Annotated in this window: 20 protein-coding genes and 2 tRNA genes; 2 read left to right on the top strand and 20 right to left on the bottom strand. The window is 35.2% G+C overall.

Translation table 11 applies throughout. From position 1 onward, the window contains the following. Window positions 1-9 precede the first annotated feature (9 nt). The 3 genes from EL247_RS07150 to EL247_RS07140 form a co-directional block, all read right to left on the bottom strand. Window positions 10-606, bottom strand: a complete 597-nt coding sequence (locus EL247_RS07150; RefSeq protein ID WP_104745436.1) for a SoxW family protein — start codon at window positions 604-606, stop codon at window positions 10-12. A 38-nt stretch (window positions 607-644) separates the two neighbouring features. Next, complete coding sequence (gene hemH / locus EL247_RS07145; RefSeq protein ID WP_065830506.1) at window positions 645-1,610, bottom strand: ferrochelatase; 966 nt, start codon at window positions 1,608-1,610, stop codon at window positions 645-647. A 65-nt stretch (window positions 1,611-1,675) separates the two neighbouring features. Next, entirely contained in the window at window positions 1,676-2,707 is a 1,032-nt protein-coding gene (locus EL247_RS07140; protein WP_054197835.1) for a bifunctional 3,4-dihydroxy-2-butanone 4-phosphate synthase/GTP cyclohydrolase II, read from the bottom strand. A 373-nt stretch (window positions 2,708-3,080) separates the two neighbouring features. Here EL247_RS07140 and EL247_RS07135 point away from each other — a divergent pair. Continuing rightward, window positions 3,081-3,155, top strand: a tRNA-Gln gene (locus EL247_RS07135). A 35-nt stretch (window positions 3,156-3,190) separates the two neighbouring features. Beyond that, window positions 3,191-3,267: transfer RNA gene (locus EL247_RS07130), tRNA-Met, on the top strand. Between the two features lie 5 nt (window positions 3,268-3,272). Here EL247_RS07130 and EL247_RS07125 read toward each other — a convergent pair. The 17 genes from EL247_RS07125 to fliI all read right to left on the bottom strand — a co-directional run bounded on the left by EL247_RS07125 (window position 3,273) and on the right by fliI (window position 19,091). After that, the gene (locus EL247_RS07125; protein WP_104745435.1) at window positions 3,273-3,806 is read right to left on the bottom strand and encodes a hypothetical protein; all 534 of its coding nucleotides are present in this window, start codon (window positions 3,804-3,806) and stop codon (window positions 3,273-3,275) included. Window positions 3,807-3,817: 11 nt separating this feature from the next. Continuing rightward, window positions 3,818-4,753, bottom strand: coding sequence for a 16S rRNA (cytosine(1402)-N(4))-methyltransferase RsmH (rsmH, locus tag EL247_RS07120; RefSeq protein ID WP_104745434.1), 936 nt, complete (start codon window positions 4,751-4,753; stop codon window positions 3,818-3,820). Next, complete coding sequence (murA, locus tag EL247_RS07115) at window positions 4,750-6,018, bottom strand: UDP-N-acetylglucosamine 1-carboxyvinyltransferase (RefSeq protein ID WP_060662769.1); 1,269 nt, start codon at window positions 6,016-6,018, stop codon at window positions 4,750-4,752. Before murA ends, rsmH begins: the two co-directional genes overlap by 4 nt. A gap of 44 nt (window positions 6,019-6,062) precedes the next feature. Next, window positions 6,063-7,544 carry an LbetaH domain-containing protein gene (locus EL247_RS08655; RefSeq protein ID WP_232019750.1) on the bottom strand — a complete coding sequence of 494 codons (1,482 nt, stop codon included), beginning with the start codon at window positions 7,542-7,544 and terminating at the stop codon, window positions 6,063-6,065. An 18-nt stretch (window positions 7,545-7,562) separates the two neighbouring features. Then, window positions 7,563-8,012, bottom strand: coding sequence for a hypothetical protein (locus EL247_RS07105; protein WP_104745433.1), 450 nt, complete (start codon window positions 8,010-8,012; stop codon window positions 7,563-7,565). Next, window positions 8,012-8,839 (bottom strand): UTP--glucose-1-phosphate uridylyltransferase GalU, encoded by an 828-nt coding sequence (gene galU / locus EL247_RS07100; RefSeq protein ID WP_104745432.1) that lies wholly within the window; start codon window positions 8,837-8,839, stop codon window positions 8,012-8,014. The genes EL247_RS07105 and galU overlap by 1 nt, the downstream gene beginning before the upstream one ends. A 9-nt stretch (window positions 8,840-8,848) precedes the next feature. Next, on the bottom strand, window positions 8,849-9,607 hold the full coding sequence (locus tag EL247_RS07095) for a DUF815 domain-containing protein (RefSeq protein WP_060662765.1): 759 nt from the start codon (window positions 9,605-9,607) through the stop codon (window positions 8,849-8,851). Next, the gene (locus tag EL247_RS07090) at window positions 9,604-11,817 is read right to left on the bottom strand and encodes an AAA family ATPase (RefSeq protein WP_065826991.1); all 2,214 of its coding nucleotides are present in this window, start codon (window positions 11,815-11,817) and stop codon (window positions 9,604-9,606) included. Before EL247_RS07090 ends, EL247_RS07095 begins: the two co-directional genes overlap by 4 nt. A gap of 11 nt (window positions 11,818-11,828) precedes the next feature. Next, window positions 11,829-12,134: an ATP-dependent Clp protease adaptor ClpS gene (locus EL247_RS07085; protein ID WP_005021261.1), complete on the bottom strand. Its 306-nt coding sequence runs from the start codon at window positions 12,132-12,134 to the stop codon at window positions 11,829-11,831. 78 nt (window positions 12,135-12,212) lie between these two features. After that, window positions 12,213-12,782, bottom strand: coding sequence for an isochorismatase family protein (locus tag EL247_RS07080; RefSeq protein WP_104745431.1), 570 nt, complete (start codon window positions 12,780-12,782; stop codon window positions 12,213-12,215). A gap of 9 nt (window positions 12,783-12,791) precedes the next feature. Further along, entirely contained in the window at window positions 12,792-13,745 is a 954-nt protein-coding gene (locus EL247_RS07075) for a TIGR01212 family radical SAM protein (RefSeq protein ID WP_172594089.1), read from the bottom strand. 17 nt (window positions 13,746-13,762) lie between these two features. Next, window positions 13,763-15,133: an amidophosphoribosyltransferase gene (purF, locus tag EL247_RS07070; protein WP_054195064.1), complete on the bottom strand. Its 1,371-nt coding sequence runs from the start codon at window positions 15,131-15,133 to the stop codon at window positions 13,763-13,765. A 4-nt stretch (window positions 15,134-15,137) separates the two neighbouring features. After that, window positions 15,138-15,908, bottom strand: a complete 771-nt coding sequence (dapB, locus tag EL247_RS07065) for a 4-hydroxy-tetrahydrodipicolinate reductase (protein ID WP_054195063.1) — start codon at window positions 15,906-15,908, stop codon at window positions 15,138-15,140. 19 nt (window positions 15,909-15,927) lie between these two features. After that, window positions 15,928-16,866, bottom strand: a complete 939-nt coding sequence (trxB, locus tag EL247_RS07060) for a thioredoxin-disulfide reductase (RefSeq protein WP_104745429.1) — start codon at window positions 16,864-16,866, stop codon at window positions 15,928-15,930. A gap of 2 nt (window positions 16,867-16,868) precedes the next feature. Further along, window positions 16,869-17,339 (bottom strand): hypothetical protein, encoded by a 471-nt coding sequence (locus EL247_RS07055; protein ID WP_126442140.1) that lies wholly within the window; start codon window positions 17,337-17,339, stop codon window positions 16,869-16,871. Between the two features lie 30 nt (window positions 17,340-17,369). Next, entirely contained in the window at window positions 17,370-17,687 is a 318-nt protein-coding gene (gene trxA, locus EL247_RS07050) for a thioredoxin (RefSeq protein WP_005021254.1), read from the bottom strand. A gap of 105 nt (window positions 17,688-17,792) precedes the next feature. Beyond that, entirely contained in the window at window positions 17,793-19,091 is a 1,299-nt protein-coding gene (gene fliI, locus EL247_RS07045) for a flagellar protein export ATPase FliI (RefSeq protein ID WP_005021253.1), read from the bottom strand. Between the last annotated feature and the right edge of the window lie 18 nt (window positions 19,092-19,109).

Below are 19,109 nucleotides of genomic sequence, written 5' to 3'. Positions count from 1 at the left end.
GATAAACAATTAAATGTTTTTAGATTCAAAGATGGCTTGCAATTCTTGGGAAATTTCTTTTTGCTCTTTGGATTCTAGGCTGGGATTTTGCAGGAATTCTAAAGTCACCATAAACCTTTCTTTTGGCATATAACCCGGATAAATAAAGAGGATTTTTCCCTTTGGTGTGAGAAAAACAAGGGTTGGAGTAGGCTTGATATTGTAGATTTGTGCAAATTGTGCTGTTTCTTGAGGTTTTTCTAAAAAATCAATAGTGTGTGTTTTAGAATAGCTAAGATTGATATAATAGGGAGAAAATTGTTCTTGTAGAATCTTTTTTATTTCATTGTTGCTGCGGATTAATTCCTTTAATTTATCGCAATAAATACAACCATTTGCTGCAAAAACCAAAAAATAGGGTTTGTTGTCTTTAGTAGAGATGGTTTGTGTTTCTAAAAACACATCAGCGACTTCTTTGTAAGAATTTTTATCTACATTTTGCATTGCATCAAGCTGCTCTTGTGTATTTTTTGTGCCACTAGAGACGATATTTGAATCTATTTTTTCTTCGCAACCAACTAGAAAAAATGCCAAAACTATGCACCAAATTTGTATGATTTTTTTCATTTTTTACCTTTTAGTTTAGTGGTTTTAGATATGCACTTTTATGCTTTTGTGCATTCATTTCCTTTTTTGATAATGAAATTTGCAAATTCTTTGCTATCATTGAGGCATCTTGCTACACGATAGTCTAAAATTCCTAAATTTTGTGATACTTCTTTATACTGAATGGAAAGTTCAAAGTCTGTTTCTGAATTATCCATACTAAAAGCAATGGGGTAAATTATAACTTTTTTGTTCTTATATTTTTTTAAAGTATTCTCTAAGCTTGGTTCTAGCCACTTAATGGGTCCAAGTTTTGATTGATAAGCCACTTGAATGCTAGCAAAGTTTAGCCCTTCTTGTGGCAATAATTTTTTTAGGATATTGACATTGGCTAGAATCTCTTTTTGATAAGGGTCGCCCCTATCGATATTTTTTTGTGGGAGAGAGTGGGCAGAAAAGATGAGGTGAAAATCATTAGAATCTTCATTATTAAGGGATTCTTTAATGCGATGAATGATGGCTTTGTTGTAATCTAAATCATCAAAATAATTTTTAATAAAATGTATTTTTGGGTGATAATTCAAAGTCTTTAAAGCATATAAAAAATCCTCATAAGAACTTTGAGTGGTGGTGTAGCTAAAATGTGGATACATGCTAAAAAGCACGATTTCTTGGATATTTTTGCTTTGTAATTCCTTGGCTACCATATTGGCAAAAGGAGGAGTATAACGCATCGCATAAGTATAAAAATAGCTTTCATCTAACGATTCTAGAGTTTGGCATAGTTTAAATGTATGCTCTATTATGGGAGATTTTCCGCCGATTTTTTTATAATTATTTTGGGATTCTTCAAGGCGTTTGTGGGTAATGAAATTTGCTAGAATCTTGCGAAAAAAATCACTTTTGATAGGAAGGATATAGGGGTCATTAAACATATTTTTCAAAAAAATTTCTACTTCATTGAGGGAGCTTGCTCCCCCCATATTTAAAAGGACAATGGCTTTTTTGGGTGTATTTTTTTGCATTTGTTACCTTGTTGTATTTTGATTTGGTTTGCGCGATTGTTGCAAACTTGAAATGGATAATGCTTTTATACTTCAATCCTTTCTAGTATTTTTAGGTTAAATCCACTAAGCATACTGCACTCATTTTCGTCAAAGTTGGAAGTTGTAAGCAGCCTAAAATCTTCAATTTCAAAGCTCTTTAGGATTTGTGCGCCAATTCCAAGTTCTTTAATATCTTTGTTGGTTTTGGTTTTTAAAAACACTAAGTAACCACCTTCTTTTTTCAAAATTTCAATAGAACGCATTAAGCCTTTGAAGCTTATTGTATTTTCCAAAAGCTCCAAATCCTCTTTGATGGTGTGGAATTTGACTAAGGGTTTTTGTGTGGGGTTTCCAAATTTAAAAATACTATGGATTTGATTGAGGTGATCTTTGATTTTTATTTTTGTTGCTTTTGTATCAAAAAATTCTACTTCCTCTTGAGAGATGATTGTAGTGAGTTTTTCGAATTTTAGGCGGTATTGAATCAAGTCAGAAACATAAAGAATCTTTAAATTGTGTTTTGTGGAAAACTCGCTTAAGAATCTATCCCCTCTTTTTGCCATCATTCCATCTTCTTTCATAATCTCACAAATGACGCTAATGGGTTTTAATCCAGCAAGGCGGCAAATATCTACACTTGCTTCAGTATGTCCTGTGCGTTCTAATACTCCGCCTTCTTTGGCAATTAAAGGGAAAATGTGCCCTGGACGCACAAAGTCATTTGGATTGGCATTAGCTTTGCACATTAGATTGATAGTCAAATCTCGCTCATAGGCAGAGATTCCGGTTTTGGCTTCTTTTGCGTCAATGGATACAGTAAAGGCGGTTTCATGGTTGGAGCTATTGTTGCTAACCATGGGGGGTAAATCTAGCGATTGTGCAATTTCTTTTGTGATAGAAACGCAAATCAATCCTCTAGCTTCTTGTGCCATAAAGTTGATTTTTTCAGGGGTACTAAAGATCCCTGCCATAACCAAATCGCCCTCATTTTCTCTATCTTCATCATCCATTATAATAATCATTTCGCCATTTTTGATAGCTTTGATTGCTTCTTCTACTCTTATAATTGTTTCCATAAGTTATACCATGTAATTAATTTGTAAATGTGAGAGATTATACAAGAGTTTCTATTAGAATATAGTTAATTAATAGTTAATTAATAGTTAATTAATAGTTAATTAATAGTTAATTAATAGTTAATTAATAGTTAATTAATAGTAATAAACATATTTTAAACATATAATCAATATGTAAAATACTATTAAAATACTATTAAAATACTATTAAAATACTATTAAATAATATATTCTCAATATATTAATAATACATTATGAAATATTGTTAAACTATTGTTAAAATCAGGCAAAATAATTTAATGAGTGATATAAAATCAAAGTTTATATTGACATTAATAAATAATTTGGCTATAATTTCACTTCTTAAATTTGTTGGGGTATCGCCAAGCGGTAAGGCAGCTGGTTTTGGTCCAGCCATTCCGAGGTTCGAATCCTTGTACCCCAGCCACTTTCAAAATCTTTCAATTTTTTAATAATTCTTATCGCGGGGTAGAGCAGTCCGGTAGCTCGTTGGGCTCATAACCCAAAGGTCGGTGGTTCAAATCCGCCCCCCGCTACCAAATTCCTAAAAATCTAATTCATGTGTTAAATTTCTAAATTTAATATCTTCTAATTGTTTTTTAATTTGTTTGTTTTCTTCGTTGAGTGAATCAAGTTGTGTCTGCAGCTGCACGATGTTGCGGCTAGTGTAATAAATATTATTGCGAATATAAATTTTGGGAATAAAAAGTAAAAGCACAAAAAACATTACCCCAAATGTAATGCACACCATTTTAAAAGGAATTTCCTTTGTGGGTTCATCAATAGAAAGCTTGTTGAGTTCCTCTTTTTCTTGTGTCTCAAGAGTGATATTTGGAGATTCTTGATTGGCAGTAGAATTAGAAGAAATAGAATCTAAGGAAGTAGAATCTTTGGGGAGTGATTCTAGTTGCGAAGTTTGGTTGGGCTGATTGCGCATTGTTGCGTGGCTGGCGTGTTCTTCTAGGAATTCTAAATTTTCTTGAGTGATTTCACTTTCTTTTTTAAAAATCTTGTTTAGGAAGTTGGTTTTTTGGATTTTATCGCTTTCTTTGAGGCGTAAATCACCATAAGATTCCATCTTATCTTCCTTTAGCTAAAAAATTCAAATGCACGCAGTTTTGCACTGCGAGAGCGAGGGTTTTCTTGAATTTCTTGGGCTTTGGCTGTGAGTGGCTTTTTGTAGAGATTCTTGCCTTTTTGGTGGTTTTTTCCACATTTGCACAACATAGCTTCTTGTGGGCAAATGCAAGGATTTTCCCATTTTTTAAAATAAGTTTTTATTATCCTATCTTCTAATGAATGGAAAGAGATAATGCAAAGTCTAGCTCCATTTCGCATTTTGTGAGTTTCAAAAATTTGCAATAATCTTTCAAGTTCGCCTAGTTCATCATTGACTTCAATCCGTAGGGCTTGAAAGGCTAGGGTGGCTGGGTGGATTTTGGGGTGTTTGAAATGCCTAGCAATAAACTCGCTAAGCATTTTTGCACTAGTGATTTTTTCTTTTTTGCGTAATTCTATGATGCAATGGGCTAGTTTTTTGTATTCTCTAATCTCTCCAAAATTTTTAAAGATTCGTTCTAGTTCTGGGAGGGAGTAGGTGTTGATAATGTCTTTGGCATTGAAATTTTTAGTTTTATCCATTCGCATATCCAAAGTTTCAGATTCAAAGGAAAATCCTCTTTCTTTGTTGTCAAATTGCATTGATGAAACACCAATATCGGCTAATATTCCTACGATATTTTGTTCTTGAGAGAGGATTGTTTTTAGGGTTTCGCTAAATTTACCATATTTTATGCTAAAGCGGTTTTTGAAGTTTTCTAATCGTTTTGTTGCAAGAGCAATAGCGTCATTGTCTTGATCAATGCCAATGATTTTTAGTTTTGGATATTTTTCTAAGAGTGCTAGGCTATGCCCCCCAAAACCAAGTGTGCAATCAATCAAAATTCCTCCATTTTTTGTAATTAGTTCATTCTCAAAAGTCTCTAAAACTTCTTGTTTTAAAACCGAAATGTGTGGAGGATTCATTCTTTTTCTCTTGTGATTTTAGCACCAAGTTTGGTGAGTTTAGATTCTAAAGATTCATAACCTCTATCAAGGTGGTAGATGCGATGGATATTGCTTTCTCCCTTAGCGACAAGAGCAGCCAAAACCAATGCGCTAGAAGCACGCAAATCTGTTGCCATTACATCTGCCCCATAAAGCTTGCTTTTGCCTTGAATGGTTGCTGTATTGCCCTTTAGCGTGATGTTTGCACCCATTCTTTGGAGTTCGCTTACATGCATAAAGCGATTTTCAAAAAGACGCTCTTGGATAATGCTGCTCCCTTCACATTGTGTGGCTAAAGCCATAAATTGAGCTTGCATATCTGTTGGAAAGCCGGGATATTCTGTTGTTGAAAGCTCAAATGCTTGCGGGTTTTGTGTGGGATAAATCGTGATAGAATCTTGACTAAATTGCAGTTTGAAACCAATCTCTTCAAGCTTAGAAATGATTGCTTCTAAATGCGTTGGATTAATGTTGTTAAGCGTAATTTGAGAGTTTGTGATTGCACCAGCGCAAAGATAAGTTCCCGCTTCAATTCTATCGGGAATGACGCAAATGGGTTTTGGGAAAATTAGTGGTTGCATATCTGTCCCATAAATTTCAATTTCATCACTTCCGATACCTTGAATATCAATCCCACTTTCTTTTAGGACTTCACAAAGTTGCACAACTTCTGGTTCTTTTGCGGCATTGATAATTTTGGTTTTGCCCTTAGCCATTGCTGCTGCCATGAGGATATTTTCTGTGCCTGTAACAGTGATTTTGTCAAAATTTATTACATTTCCCTTTAAGCCATTTTTGGCTTCTGCAATGATATAGCCCCCTTGTATTTGAATCTTTGCTCCCATTTTTTTTAGGGCTTTGATATGCAAATCTACGGGTCTAGCACCAATTGCACAACCACCGGGCAAACTAACTTCGCAATACCCAAATCTTCCCAAAAGTGGTCCTAAAACAAGGATTGAAGCACGCATTTTTCGGACAATATCGTAGTTTGCTTTGGTATTGTTTAAAGTGGAAGTTATGATGGTTTTAGTGTGATTGTCGATTTCTTGAATACCGCATCCAAGCATACTAAGCAGGGATAGAAAAGTTTTGATATCAACTACTTCAGGCAAATTTTCTAATGTAATCTTATTTTTTGCTAATGTGCTTAGAGCAATGAGTGGCAAGGCGGAGTTTTTTGCTCCAGAGATTCCAATAGAGCCTTGCAGTTTTGATTCCCCGATAATTTTTAAAAAATCCATTATTGTCTTATCCTTTCCTTTTTAATGCTAACTCCCTATTCAACTCACGCACTTCTTTTGCAAACTTGAAGTAAGCAATGGGTTTGTAGAGAATAGATTGTAGGGTAGAGAGGTATTGTGGTTTTGATAATATCTGCCCCCCCCCCCCCACTAATATTATTAGTATTGTTGTTTATGTTATTTTTACTCTTAAGAGTATTTGCTCTAATAAATGCTTCCCCTAATTTATAAGTGAAACATTCTTTTTCTTTTAAGGCTTCTTTGTAATCTTTATAAGATTCTAGTTTTGGAAGTTTTAGATTAGGATTCTTTTTGATTTGTTCTTGGTATTGTTTTTGTTCTTTATTGTGTTGTTCTTTAATATAAGATAACACATAAGGCATTCTAATATATCCTAAAATGCTTTTAGAGTTTTCTATCATTGCTTTACCTAGTTTATAAGAGAGGTGGTTGTGGATTCTATTCTTTGCTGTGCCATAGTGGAGAGTAAAATCCATTTCTTTTGTTTTAGATTCTAAAGTTTTATTCATAGATTCTAAGATTTTATTTTTAGATTCTAATTGCTTCTTTGTAGAATCAAGGGAGGCTTTAAGGGAATTTATTTCTAATTCTTGTGGTGTAGGCTCTGGTTTGGGAGGTGTAATAGGCTCTGGTTTGATTTCTGTAAAGTTGAGATTTTTGAATCTTTTTTCATATTTTGGCAAGGGAATATTGTATTGGCAATCTTTGAAATAAGCAAAGCGATTTTTATTTTTGTTGCAATAGAGAGCATCATAGAGAAATTCAAGTTTTTCATAGGCGGTATTTAGAGAATCGAGTTTTGATTCTATGGCTTTTGGAGAAAGGAATTGAGATTTATCATAAGTGTATTTGAAGTCGTCTTTGTCCATAGATATATAATTATTTGTTGTTTGAGAATCCCAATTGTGCACACATTCACCACTCCAAAAAATATTTTGTCTGATTTCTCTAGCAGGATTGCCAGCATTTGCAGTGTTTGAAAAACATTTTTTAGCTACTACGCTTTTTGCTCCAACGATTGAACCTGAAGCTATGAAAGTTTTTTTGAGAAAAGCAACTTCTTGTCCTATCCAAGTATGATCTCCAATATAAATGCTTTGAGTAGGGTTAATTCTTTGGTTTGTATTAATATCGTAGATTAAATGAGGGTCGGCATTTCTAAACCATATTGAATGTGAAAGGAGGTTATTGTCGCCTATGATAACATTTTTTCTTTCTGATAAAAGCAATGATCTTTGTCCAGCTGGGTTGCAATAATTATTATTACCTATGTAGCATACAGAATCTGTGTGGATAGCAATGCTAAACATTGTCCCAGAGGGAAAAGAATCGCCTAAAAATATAAGTGAATTGTTTCCTGCAAAAACAATATTTGTATTCTTTAGAGTGCATTTTGGGGCAAGAAATACAATGTTATTTTTTCCCTTAAAATCGCATTTAAAATTAACTTGTTTGGTTAAATCTCCATAAATAATATTGCCATTTTCCTTAAGATGTTTTTGCATTTTATTCCTTTGATTTTTTTATTTCTTATCTTTTTCGCTCTTTTCGCGGTTTTTTAAAGCAGAACTAATAATTGTTTCAATCTCTTTTTTAAAATTCGGATTTGCTTTGATAAATTCTTCTCTATATCGTGCTACACTATCAATATCAATCAAAGGACACCACGCTAGTGCAGAGATGAAATCCATTCTATCTTGGTAGTCTTTGTTGTCTTTTTTGAGATCGCCAAAAATAAGAAAGTTTTTTTTAAAAGAATCCAAAGCTTCATCCAAAGTTTCTTTATCGGGATTATTTTGTAATAGTGAGATAAGATAACGGATATTTTTTAGCATTTTTTCGCGGCTTTTTTGTGCTTCAAGATAAGCTTGGATTTTGCCCAAAACCAAAAAAGCACTAGAGAGCAGCATAAAGGGTAGCATACTCACAAAAAGTGCAATCCAAATAAAAAGATAAAAATTAAGATTATACATCACTTGCCTTGGAATTTGTGATAAAAAATATTAGTGGCTTTTACAAACCCATCAACACTTCCACAATCATAACGCTTGCCTTGGAATTTATAGGCTAAAACCATACCTTTTTTGCATTGCTCTAGCAGGGCATCTGTAATTTGAATCTCACCATTTTTGCCGGGTTTAGTGTGTTTTAAAATCTCAAAAATATCAGGTGTTAGGATATAACGCCCTATGATTGCTAGATTGCTTGGAGCTTCTTGTGGTTTTGGTTTTTCAATCATATTATCTACCATAAAGGTATTATTATCCACTTCTCTACCGGAAATTACTCCATATTTACTAACTTCTTCTTTGGAAACTTCTTCTACTGCTACAATCGAGCATCGATATTTTTCATAGATTTTGCGCATTTGGGATAACACACCAACGCCACCTTCATTATCGCACAAATCATCACTCAAAACGACTGCAAAAGGCTCATTGCCAATGAGGTTTTCGCCCATTAAAATCGCGTGCCCTAAGCCTTTCATTTCCATTTGTCGCGTATAAGAAAAGGTGCAAGTATTGAGAATATGGCGAATTTCTTTTAGATAGCCTTCTTTGCTTGTGCCTTGGATTTGGTGCTCTAATTCATAACTAATATCAAAATGATCCTCCAAAGAGCGTTTGCCCCTCCCTGTTACAATCGCCATATTAAAGATTCCAGCCTCCATGGCTTCTTCTACGCCATATTGAATGAGTGGTTTATTGACAATGGGTAGCATTTCTTTTGGCATTGCTTTGGTAGCTGGTAAGAATCTCGTTCCATATCCTGCTGCTGGGAATAGACATTTTTTAATCATTCTTTCTCCTTAAATAAGATCAATTAAGCCACTTTTGTAAAGTTTAAAAAATTGTGCAGCCACTCTTGGATTTTTTGAACCTCTTTGGGTTGCAAACCAAATTGCTTTTGCTTTGAGCTTTTCCCATTCTTGTGGGGATTCTTTGAAGTAGTTTTCTAAAATCTCCAAATATTCTTGGTTGCCATAAGTATAAAAACCGATACAAAGAGGAAATCTATCAAAAAGTGCGATTTTATCTTCGTTGCCTTCAAATCCAAAAAGTTCATTTTCATCATGAAATTCTGGCATTAAATGGCGACGATTGGAGGTGGTGTAAATGCGGATATTTTGCGGGAAAGATTCGATACTACCTTCTAAGATAGTTTTTAGGGCTTTGTATTCTTTATCGCCCTCATCAAAGCTTAAATCATCACAAAATATGATGAATTTATAAGGTTTTGTGCGGAGAAAGTCAAAAATTTCGGGCAAAATTTCTAAATCTTGTTTGAAGATTTGTAAGATTCTTAAGCCATCTTTGGCATATTTTGGCAAAAGTGCTTTGATGAGTGAAGATTTTCCACAACCTCTAGCACCCCAAAGCAGGACATTTACTCCCAAATTTTCAAAAAGAAAAGCCTCTGTGTTTGCACACAAAAGTTTGATTTCTTTTTGGAGATTGTGGAGGGATTCAAAGCTATTTTTTTCAATTTCGCTAATTTCATGCAAATATCCGCTACTGCGATAAATTGCGGCAGGATATTTTATGCAGTCCCAAGAAAAATTTTTCATTTCTTCATTTCTTTGTTAGGAGAGATTTTATATTGAAGTGTATCGCTTTTATTAGAATGGGAGAAAGTGATTTTTCCGCCTTTTTGCAATTCCCCAAAAAGCATTAAATCACTCAAAGTATTTTTGATTTTTTCTTGAATTTTCAATGCTAGAGGTCTTGCTCCTAATTCTTGATTAAAGCCTATTTGGGCTAGGTATTCTTTGGCGGTTTTATCTAAAATCACTTCTATATTTTTATTTGCGATTTGTTGATTTAAATCTTGAATGTTTTTATCCACAATTTTGAGTATTTCTTGCTTATTTAAAGGATTAAAGGCAATGATTGCATCAAGGCGATTTCTAAATTCTGGTGAAAAACTATCTTTGATGGCTGATTGGAATTTGGAATTAGAATCTTGTGTGAATCCAAGAGTTGGGGCTTCTTTGGAGCCAACATTGGAAGTCATAATAAGAATAACTGAAGAGAAATCCGCACTTTCTCCATTGTTGTCAGTTAATTTTGCATTGTCCATTACCTGCAAGAAAAGATTTAAAACATCAGGGTGGGCTTTTTCAATTTCATCTAATAGCAAAAGTGTATGTGGATTTTTTTTGATCATTTCTGTTAAAATCCCTCCTTTATCATACCCTACATATCCTGCAGGAGCACCGATAAGTCCAGAAATGGAGTATTTTTCCATATATTCACTCATATCAATGCGTTCAAAATTAATCCCTAATGCTTTGGCAATTTCTTTTGCTAATTCTGTTTTCCCAACTCCACTTGGTCCGCTAAAAAGAAAAGAACCGATAGGCTTATTTGGTGCATTAAGCCCAGCTTTGTTGCGTTTGAGTGCAGTTACGATTTCTGTGATTGCGAGATCTTGTCCGAAGATTCTGCTTTGTAAGTGTTTTTGTAGATTTTTTAAAAGGGATTTGTCGTTTTTTGTGGCTTCAATTTCTGGAATCTTTGCCATTTTGGCTACCATTTGTTTGATGCTTGCAAGAGATATTTTGCCTTTTTTGCCCGCAAGTTTATAGGCTGCACCAACTTCATCAATTACATCAATTGCCTTATCAGGCAAGAATCTATCGTGTAGATAGCGGCTAGAGAGTTCTACGGCTAGTTTGATTGATTCTAATGGGTAGATTACATTGTGGTGCTTTTCGTAGTATTTTTTTAGCCCTTGTAGGATTAAAATCGTCTCTTCTTGACTTGGTTCATCAACATCAATTTTGGCAAAGCGTCTTGAAAATGCCTTGTCTTTATCTAAAAAGTTTCTGTATTCTGCATAAGTGCTAGCACCAATACATTTGAATTTTCCACTTGCAAGCATAGGTTTTAAGAGGTTGCTAGCATCCATACTCCCGCCACTTGTAGCACCAGCACCGATGAGTGTGTGAATCTCATCGATAAATAAAATTGCATTTTTTCGCTCCAACATTTCATCGCTTAAGGCTTTGATGCGTTTTTCAAAGTCCCCTCTATATTTTGTCCCTGCCACTAATGCACCTATATTGAGTGCAAAAATCTCATTGCCAAAAAGCGGATTATCTTTTTGGATAATTTTAAGCGCCAAACCTTCTGCAATTGCGGTTTTACCAACGCCGGGCTCACCCACTAAAAGAGGATTGTTTTTTTTGCGTCTAAGCAATACTTCTAAGCATCGCTCAATCTCTGCATCTCTACCAATGATAGGATCGATTCTGCCCTCTTTGGCTTCTTTTGTGAGGTTGATGCAGTATTTTTCTAAAATACTTTCTTGCTGATTTTCATTTTTGTTTTTTGGGGTTTGTAGGGATTGTATGTTTTCTGTAATGTATTCTAAAATATTAAGGCGAGTAATCCCTTGGGCTTTTAAAACTTGTGTGCAAAAGGCTTTGTCTTCTTCTAGGATTGCTGCTAATAAGTCCCCCACTTGTGCTTCTTTGCGTTGAGAGCCTTTGACATGGCTTATCATAATTTCAATAACTCGCGTAACAGCTAGAGTTTCCATAGGCGTTTCATTACTATTAGAGTAGGGCTGTAAAAAATGCAATAAATAACGCTCGATTTGACTTTTAATAGTTTGAATATTGCCTCCGCATTCTTGCAAGGCTTTGATGATGGTTGGGTTTTCAAGTAGGGATTGAAAGATATGCTCTAATGTGAGGTATTCATGCCCTAAGTGTTTAGCGCGGTTTTGTGCATTTTGTAAAACATAATTTAATTCTTTGCTAATTTCTATCATGGGTTTGTCTTTTATAGTTTTTCTAAAATTGCTCTTAGTGGAAATTGTTTTGCTTTTGCCATTTTTCGCACCTCTAATGCTTTTGTTTCGGCAATATCATAGGGATAGATTCCGCACATTCCGCGTCCATTGTGGTGGATTTGCAACATAAGATTGAGAGAAGCCTCAAAATCCTTGTGAAAGACTTTTTGTAAAACTTCAATAACAAAATCTTGGGTTGTATAATCATCATTTAATAAAATAACTTTGTATCGGATAGGTTCTGTGGTTTTTTCTAAGGTTTCAGTTGTATTTTCAAGCTGTGCTTGTTTTGGCAATTTATTATCCTTGTTTGATAAGATTTTTTTGATACATTTTTAGTATAACATTTTTTATTTGATTTTTTGCTTTGGTATTTAGTTTTTAATCAATGTGCTAATGGCTTTAAAGTTCGTTTCTTTGGCGTGTAATAAAAACGAAAAAAGAATGCTCTCTGTGCTAGAAATTTGGATTTTTAAATCACGCATTTCTTGTATGGCTAGGGAATGGCTGTGTAATTCTCTAGAAGAGCAAGCATCTTCTGCAATTAGGACTTTGAAGCCTTTTTCTTTGGCATCAAATGCACTTTCTTTGACGCAAATATGAGTTTCAATGCCAAATAAAATGAGGGTTGTAGCTTGTAATTTTTCTAGGGCTTTACAAAAATTCTGTTCCCCAAAAGCACTAAAAGAAATTTTTTCTATTAAAGATTCTTTGGGATTTTCTTGATTTCTTAACAATGCTTTGCCTAAGCCTTGAGGGTATTGCTCTAATACAATGGAGTTTGCTCCAAGGGTTTTTGCACCTTCTAAGAGTTTGTTGGCGTTTTTTAGCATTTTATCTTTATTTTGCATAACATTAAAGAGTTTTTCTTGTATATCAATGCAGATAAAAACGCATTCTTTTGGGTTTAATCTAGCTTGTTGTTTTGGAATATAAGATGGCATATTTTCCCTTTAGTATTCAATCCCTGCATCTCTTAGTGCATCACGGATTGCACGCATTTGAATGTTTTTGTCAAAACACCATTTAGGTGCAATGAGGGTATCATTTCTAACCCCAGCACTCACGCGATGAATTACGACATTTTGTGGAATGATTTTGAGGGATTCTACAATTAATTCAATATAATCATTCAGCGGAATTGGCTTGTATTCGCCTTTTTTGTGCATAAGGGCTAAAATGGTCTTTTCTATAATATAGAGAGGATGCACTTTGATTCCATCGCTTCCCCATTCTAATACTTTATTGAGGCTGTGTAGCATCATTTCTTTGGTTTCATTAGGTAAGCCATAGATGATATGTGAGCAGACTTTCAAACCTCTTTGTTTGGTTTGTGAAATCCAATATTCCATTTCTTCTGTTCCATGTCCTCGGTTGATGAGCTTTAGTGTCTCATCATAAATAGATTGGATTCCATATTCTATCCAAATCTCTTGCCCTTTAATTTTTTGCAATTCTGCAAGATAGTCTAGCAATTCCAAATTCACACTATCAGTTCTAGTGCCAATAGACATTCCAACTACATTAGGGAGATTGAGTGCTTCTGTGTAGAGCTTTTGCAATGTAGAGAAGGGTGCATAGGTGTTGGTAAATGATTGAAAATAAATCATATATTTTCCAACCCCAAATTTATTTTTGTGAAAATCAGTTTGCCATTGGTATTGGCTGTGAAGTTGCTTTAGCTGCATGGGCAATAATGGATTTTCTTGCATATTAGGATTTACTTTTAGAGGGGCTTTTGGCTCATGTTCTAAAGTGGGGGAAAAACTTTCATTTTTGCAAAAAATGCAACCTCCCTTAGCTACTGTTCCATCGATATTTGGGCAAGTAAAACCCGCTAATGCAATGGGGACTTTTCTAACTCTTTCTCCAAAGCGACGCTTGCAATAGCGTCCAAAAGTAAGCATTTGTTTCAAGGGAGACCTTATTTTACAATGTAATTGCCATCAAAACAGGCTTGACAAAATTGATAGTTTTCTATCCCTATGCTTCGCTTTAAACCTTCTAAGGATAAAAACGAAAGAGAATCAGCTTGAATAAACTCACAAACTTCCTTATTGCTCATTTTTGCACTAATTAACTCTTCTTTGCTTGGCGTATCTACTCCATAATAACAGGGGGAAATAGTTGGCGGAGAGGAGATTTTCATATGGATTTCTTTGGCACCGCAATCGCGTAGGATTTTTATAATCTGTTTGCTAGTCGTCCCCCTAACTACAGAATCATCAATGACGATAATGCGTTTATTTTCAATAAGTTCTTTTATGGGATTGAGCTTTAATTTTACCTTTAGTTCCCGTATTTGCTGTGTGGGTTCAATAAATGTTCTTCCCACATAGTGGTTGCGAATAATGCCTAGCTCAAAAGGTATCCCGCTTTGTTGGGAATAGCCTAGAGCAGCTGCTACACCGCTATCGGGGACTGGGATTACCAAATCAGCATCAATAGGATTTTCTTTTGCAAGCTCTACTCCCATTGCTTTTCTAATATTATAAACTAATCTTCCAAATACATGGCTATCTGGGCGTGCAAAATAAACATATTCAAAAACACAAGGATAAGGGTTTTTGGGCATAATATGATGACTTTCAATGCCTTTTTCTGAAAGTATTAGCATCTCTCCTGCTTCAACATCGCGTATATATTCTGCTCCCACCAAATCAAAAGCACAGGTTTCACTTGCTACAATATAACCTACGCTTCCATCGTTGTTTTTGATTTTTCCAAGACTTAAAGGGCGGAATCCATTTCTATCGCGAATTACAAACATTTTTTTGCGACTTAAAATAATAAAACAAAACGCACCCTCTACCTTCAATACAGCCTCTTTAATGCGTTCTGCTAGATTCTCATGTTTGGATTTGGCTATAAGATGAATAAGATTTTCTGTATCCATATGGCTTTGGAAGATAGCGCCTTCTTTGATTAGCTCATTGCGTATTTTTTCGGCATTTGTGAGATTACCATTATGCACAATTGCAATTTCGCCTAAATCATAGCGTGCAAATATCGGCTGTGCATCACTTAGTGAATCTTCCCCCGCAGTAGCGTATCGATTGTGTCCAACAGCACTAAAGCCTTTGAGTTTTTTTAGCGTTTCATCACAAAAAACATCTGTTACTAATCCATGATCTTTAATAGCGGTGATTTTTTCTCCATTGCTTGAAGCAATACCGGTGGCTTCTTGCCCTCTGTGTTGCATAGAGAATAATGAGTAATAAGCGATACTTGCAGCATTTGGGGCATTATATACGCCAACTACTGCACATTCTTCATTCCAATTTCTATTTTCCACTAGTTTATCCTATATTTAGCGAATCTTCAATGCTATATAAACCACTAGGCTGATTTTTTAGCCAAAGAGCTGCTTTGATGGCACCTTGTGCAAAAGTAACTCTTGAAGTGGCAGTGTGGATAAATTCCAAATATTCTCCCTCGCCATAAAATCCAACATTATGGATTCCAGCAACATCACCTCCGCGTAATGCCATTACACCAATTTCATCTTTAGAACGAGCCCCGATATTTCCATTTCTTCCGCTAATTCTTACTTTGTCTAAATCAAGATTTCTAGCTTCTGCACAAGATTTTGCAAGTTTTAATGCAGTTCCACTTGGAGAATCTTTTTTGAAATGGTGATGAGTTTCTACAATTTCAATATCAAAGTCACGCAATGTGCTTGCAACAAGCTTGATAGCTTTATTGAGAATAGCAATTCCTAGCGACATATTGCTAGCATACAAAATAGGCATTTTTTTTGCAGCTTCTTTGATGAGATTTTCATGGTGAGATTCTAAGCCTGTAGTTCCTATAACAATGGGTTTGGGGTATTGTAGGGCTACTTCTAAAAGTTGTTGTGTGCCTTGTGCTGTGGTGAAGTCAATAATCACTTCGCAGCTTTCCAAAAAGACTTTTAAATCGCTTGTGATAAGTGTGCCCGGTTCAATAGAGAAATCCAGCTCTCTTCTTGCATATACGCTTTCTAATTTGATTTCATTACTATTTTTAGCAAGATCAACGATTAGTTTTCCAACTCTTCCGCCCGCTCCAAAAACTCCAATTTTCAACATTGTTATCCTTTAAATATAGTTATTTGTGATGCTCGATGAATTCAATCGCTGCTAAGGCTGCAGTTGCCCCATCAGCGGCAGCACATACGACTTGTTTGGGTGCATCTTTGCGCAAGTCTCCAGCTGCAAATAAGCCCGGAATACTTGTTTCCATTTTTAGATTCACAATAGCTTGCCCGCTTTCATTGACATCGCATAATGCTGTGCCATCTTCTTGTATAAGCACAGAGTTATTGACATTATAACCGATAAGCACAAAGATTCCATCGATATTGATTTCTTTTGTGCTGCTATCTTGAAGATTTTTAAGTTTTAGCCCTGTAACTCCAGAATTATCTCCGTAAATTTCGTCAATTCCATAGGGGGTTAAAAATTCAATTTTTGGCTCATTTTTGGCTCTTTGAAGAGTAATTGGAGAAGCTCTAAATTCATTTCTTCTGTGGATTAGTGTAACTTTGGAGCAAATTTTAGCTAGATAAATGGATTCCTCTACTGCGGTATCTCCACCACCAAGTACGGCAACTTCTTTATTTTTATAAAAGAAACCATCACAAGTTGCACAAGAGCTTACGCCTTTGCCCCAGTAGGTATCTTCACCTTTAACACCAGAGCGTTTTGGGCTGCCCCCTGTGGCAACAATAACCGCTTTTGCTTCTTCTTGAGTCCCATCAGTAAAGATAATATTAAAATAATCTCCGGTTTTCTTTACTCTTAAAACCTCTTTCATCTCATGTTTAAGACCAAAGCGGAAACATTGTTCTTGCCATGGCATCATAAAATCAAAACCGCTTTTTACTTCGGCTACTCCGGGATAGTTTTCCATTTCACTACTGGAGGTAATCTGCCCACCGGGCATTCCTTTTTCAAACATTACAACATTTTTTAATCCACCTCTAGTGGCATATAATCCAGCACTTAGTCCAGCAGGACCACCACCAATAATTGCTAAATCTATCATAATTATTCTCCTAATTTATTAAAATTCAATACTTTATAGATTCCATCATCTCTTAAATATCTATAAACCATTGAATTTTCTTTATCTTGTGCTATTATAAAGCATTTAGGCAAATCTCTTAAATTGAAATTGTGTATAAGTTTCAATAAAATCTCACTAGAAACCTTTAGGTTAAAAACGCTGTGCTTTTGGATTTCGCCTTGCTGATAGATATCTAATGCCAATAAAGGTATATTTTGTTTTAATGCCAATGTTTCTTCCCATTTTGGAATATAAGAACTATAAAAGCATAATTGATATTTTGTTGCTTTTGGTTCAAAAAGGCTAATTTCTCCGCCTTTTGTTTGGTAAAAGACATCTTTGCTAAAATCAATTTCTGCAATTGATTTAAACGAATAAAAATAATACAAAAAAGCCCCTATGATAAAAACCATCATAAAGGCAATAGGGAATCCCGGACAACATTTTTTCATTGATTTTGGGATTTTCCTAACATTGTACTATTAAAGTAATTTGTCGATTTTATCTTTGAAAGCAGCTTCTGTTGCTGCACCAATCATCTCATCAACCTTTTCACCATTTTTGTAAAAAAAGATTGTAGGGATAGAGCGAATGCCAAATTTAGATGCTAATTCTTGTTGCTCATCAGTATTGACTTTGCAAATCTTAGCTTTTCCTGCATATTCTCCTGCTAACTTGTCAATTACAGGTGCAATCATTCTGCAAGGACCACACCATGGCGCCCAAAAATCTACCATTACTACACCATCTTTAATTGTTTCATCAAAATTTGCTTCAGTTAATTCAATATAACCAGCCATTTTTTCTCCTCAAATAATAATTTTTATCCATAGCATTATACGATAAATAACTTAAAAAATTTAAAACTTTATCAATTAATTTAAAAAAATGTTTTATGTGTAATTTTATTGCATTAGTTCAATTAGTCGATTGACGCTCTTAGTGTAATCCCAAGATTCATCATAATTCTGTCTTAGGTAATCTTCCATATCGGATTTTTTTGCGATGGCTTCATCGATTTCTTTATCGCTCCCGGCTTGATAAGCACCAATGCGGATTAAAACTTCATTTTCTTTAAGCATAGAATAAAGACGGCGGAATTTCCTTGCAGCTAAAATATGTTCTTTTTGTGCGACATCTCCCATTAGCCTTGAAGCGGAGTTTAGGATATTAATGGGTGGGTAGATTCCAAAATCCGTCAAACTCCTATCTAAAACAATATGCCCATCTAAAATACTCCGACTTTGGTCGGCAATAGGATCACTCATATCATCGCCTTCTACTAAAACCGTGAAATATGCAGTAATTGAGCCTTTTCCTTCCTCTTTGCCAGCGCGTTCCATTAATTGTGGAAGCAGAGTTAAAACAGAGGGTGGATAGCCCTTGCTTGTAGGCGGTTCTCCTAAGGCTAATCCAATCTCTCTTTGTGCCATAGCAAAGCGTGTAACAGAATCCATCATAAAAAGCACATCTTCACCCTTAGCTTTGAAATATTCTGCCACACTCATTGCGGCAAATGCACCATATTTTCGCATCAAAGGTGAATCATCGCTTGTAGCGACAACTAAAACAGTGTTGGTTAAATCTCCACCTAGATTTTTCTCGACAAACTCCGGCACCTCTCTACCTCTCTCGCCAATGAGTGCAATAACTTTGATTTTTGCTTGAGCACCTCGCACAATCATTCCCATTAGAGTGGATTTTCCAACGCCGCTCCCTGCAAAGATTCCAAGTTTTTGCCCTTTGCCACAAGTCAAAAGTCCATCAATGCTTTTTACTCCCACGCTAAAGACTTCATCAATCATGCCCCTTTTCATAGCCGCAATGGGTTGCCTAATAATAGGCATTAAACCTTCTGCTCTAAGCTCTCCTTTGCCATCAATGGGTTCGCCTAATGGATTAATCACTCTTCCTAGAAGTTCTAAACCAACAGGGATTTGTAAGCCTTTGGTGTTGAGATAGACTTTATCACCTACCTTTGTGCCTTCTACAAAAGAAAAGGGTGTGATTTTGAAACTATTTGCTTCAAGGGTTGTTACCATTCCCATGCTATTGCCATTTTCGTTTGTGATTCTTACAATATCTCCAATTCTTGGTGAAAGTCCATTTGCAGATAAGAATCCTTGCTCAACTTTGGTAACTAATCCAAAAACAGGGGAAAGATTCAAACCATTAAGCCGTTCTCTAAGATTGGTTAAAGACATAAAAACTCTTTTTGCAGA

Source organism: Helicobacter pullorum, assembly GCF_900638355.1.
GTDB lineage: Bacteria > Campylobacterota > Campylobacteria > Campylobacterales > Helicobacteraceae > Helicobacter_D > Helicobacter_D pullorum.
The sequence above is the reverse complement of the archived record's forward strand: the minus strand, read 5'-3'. Positions and strand labels throughout refer to the sequence as shown.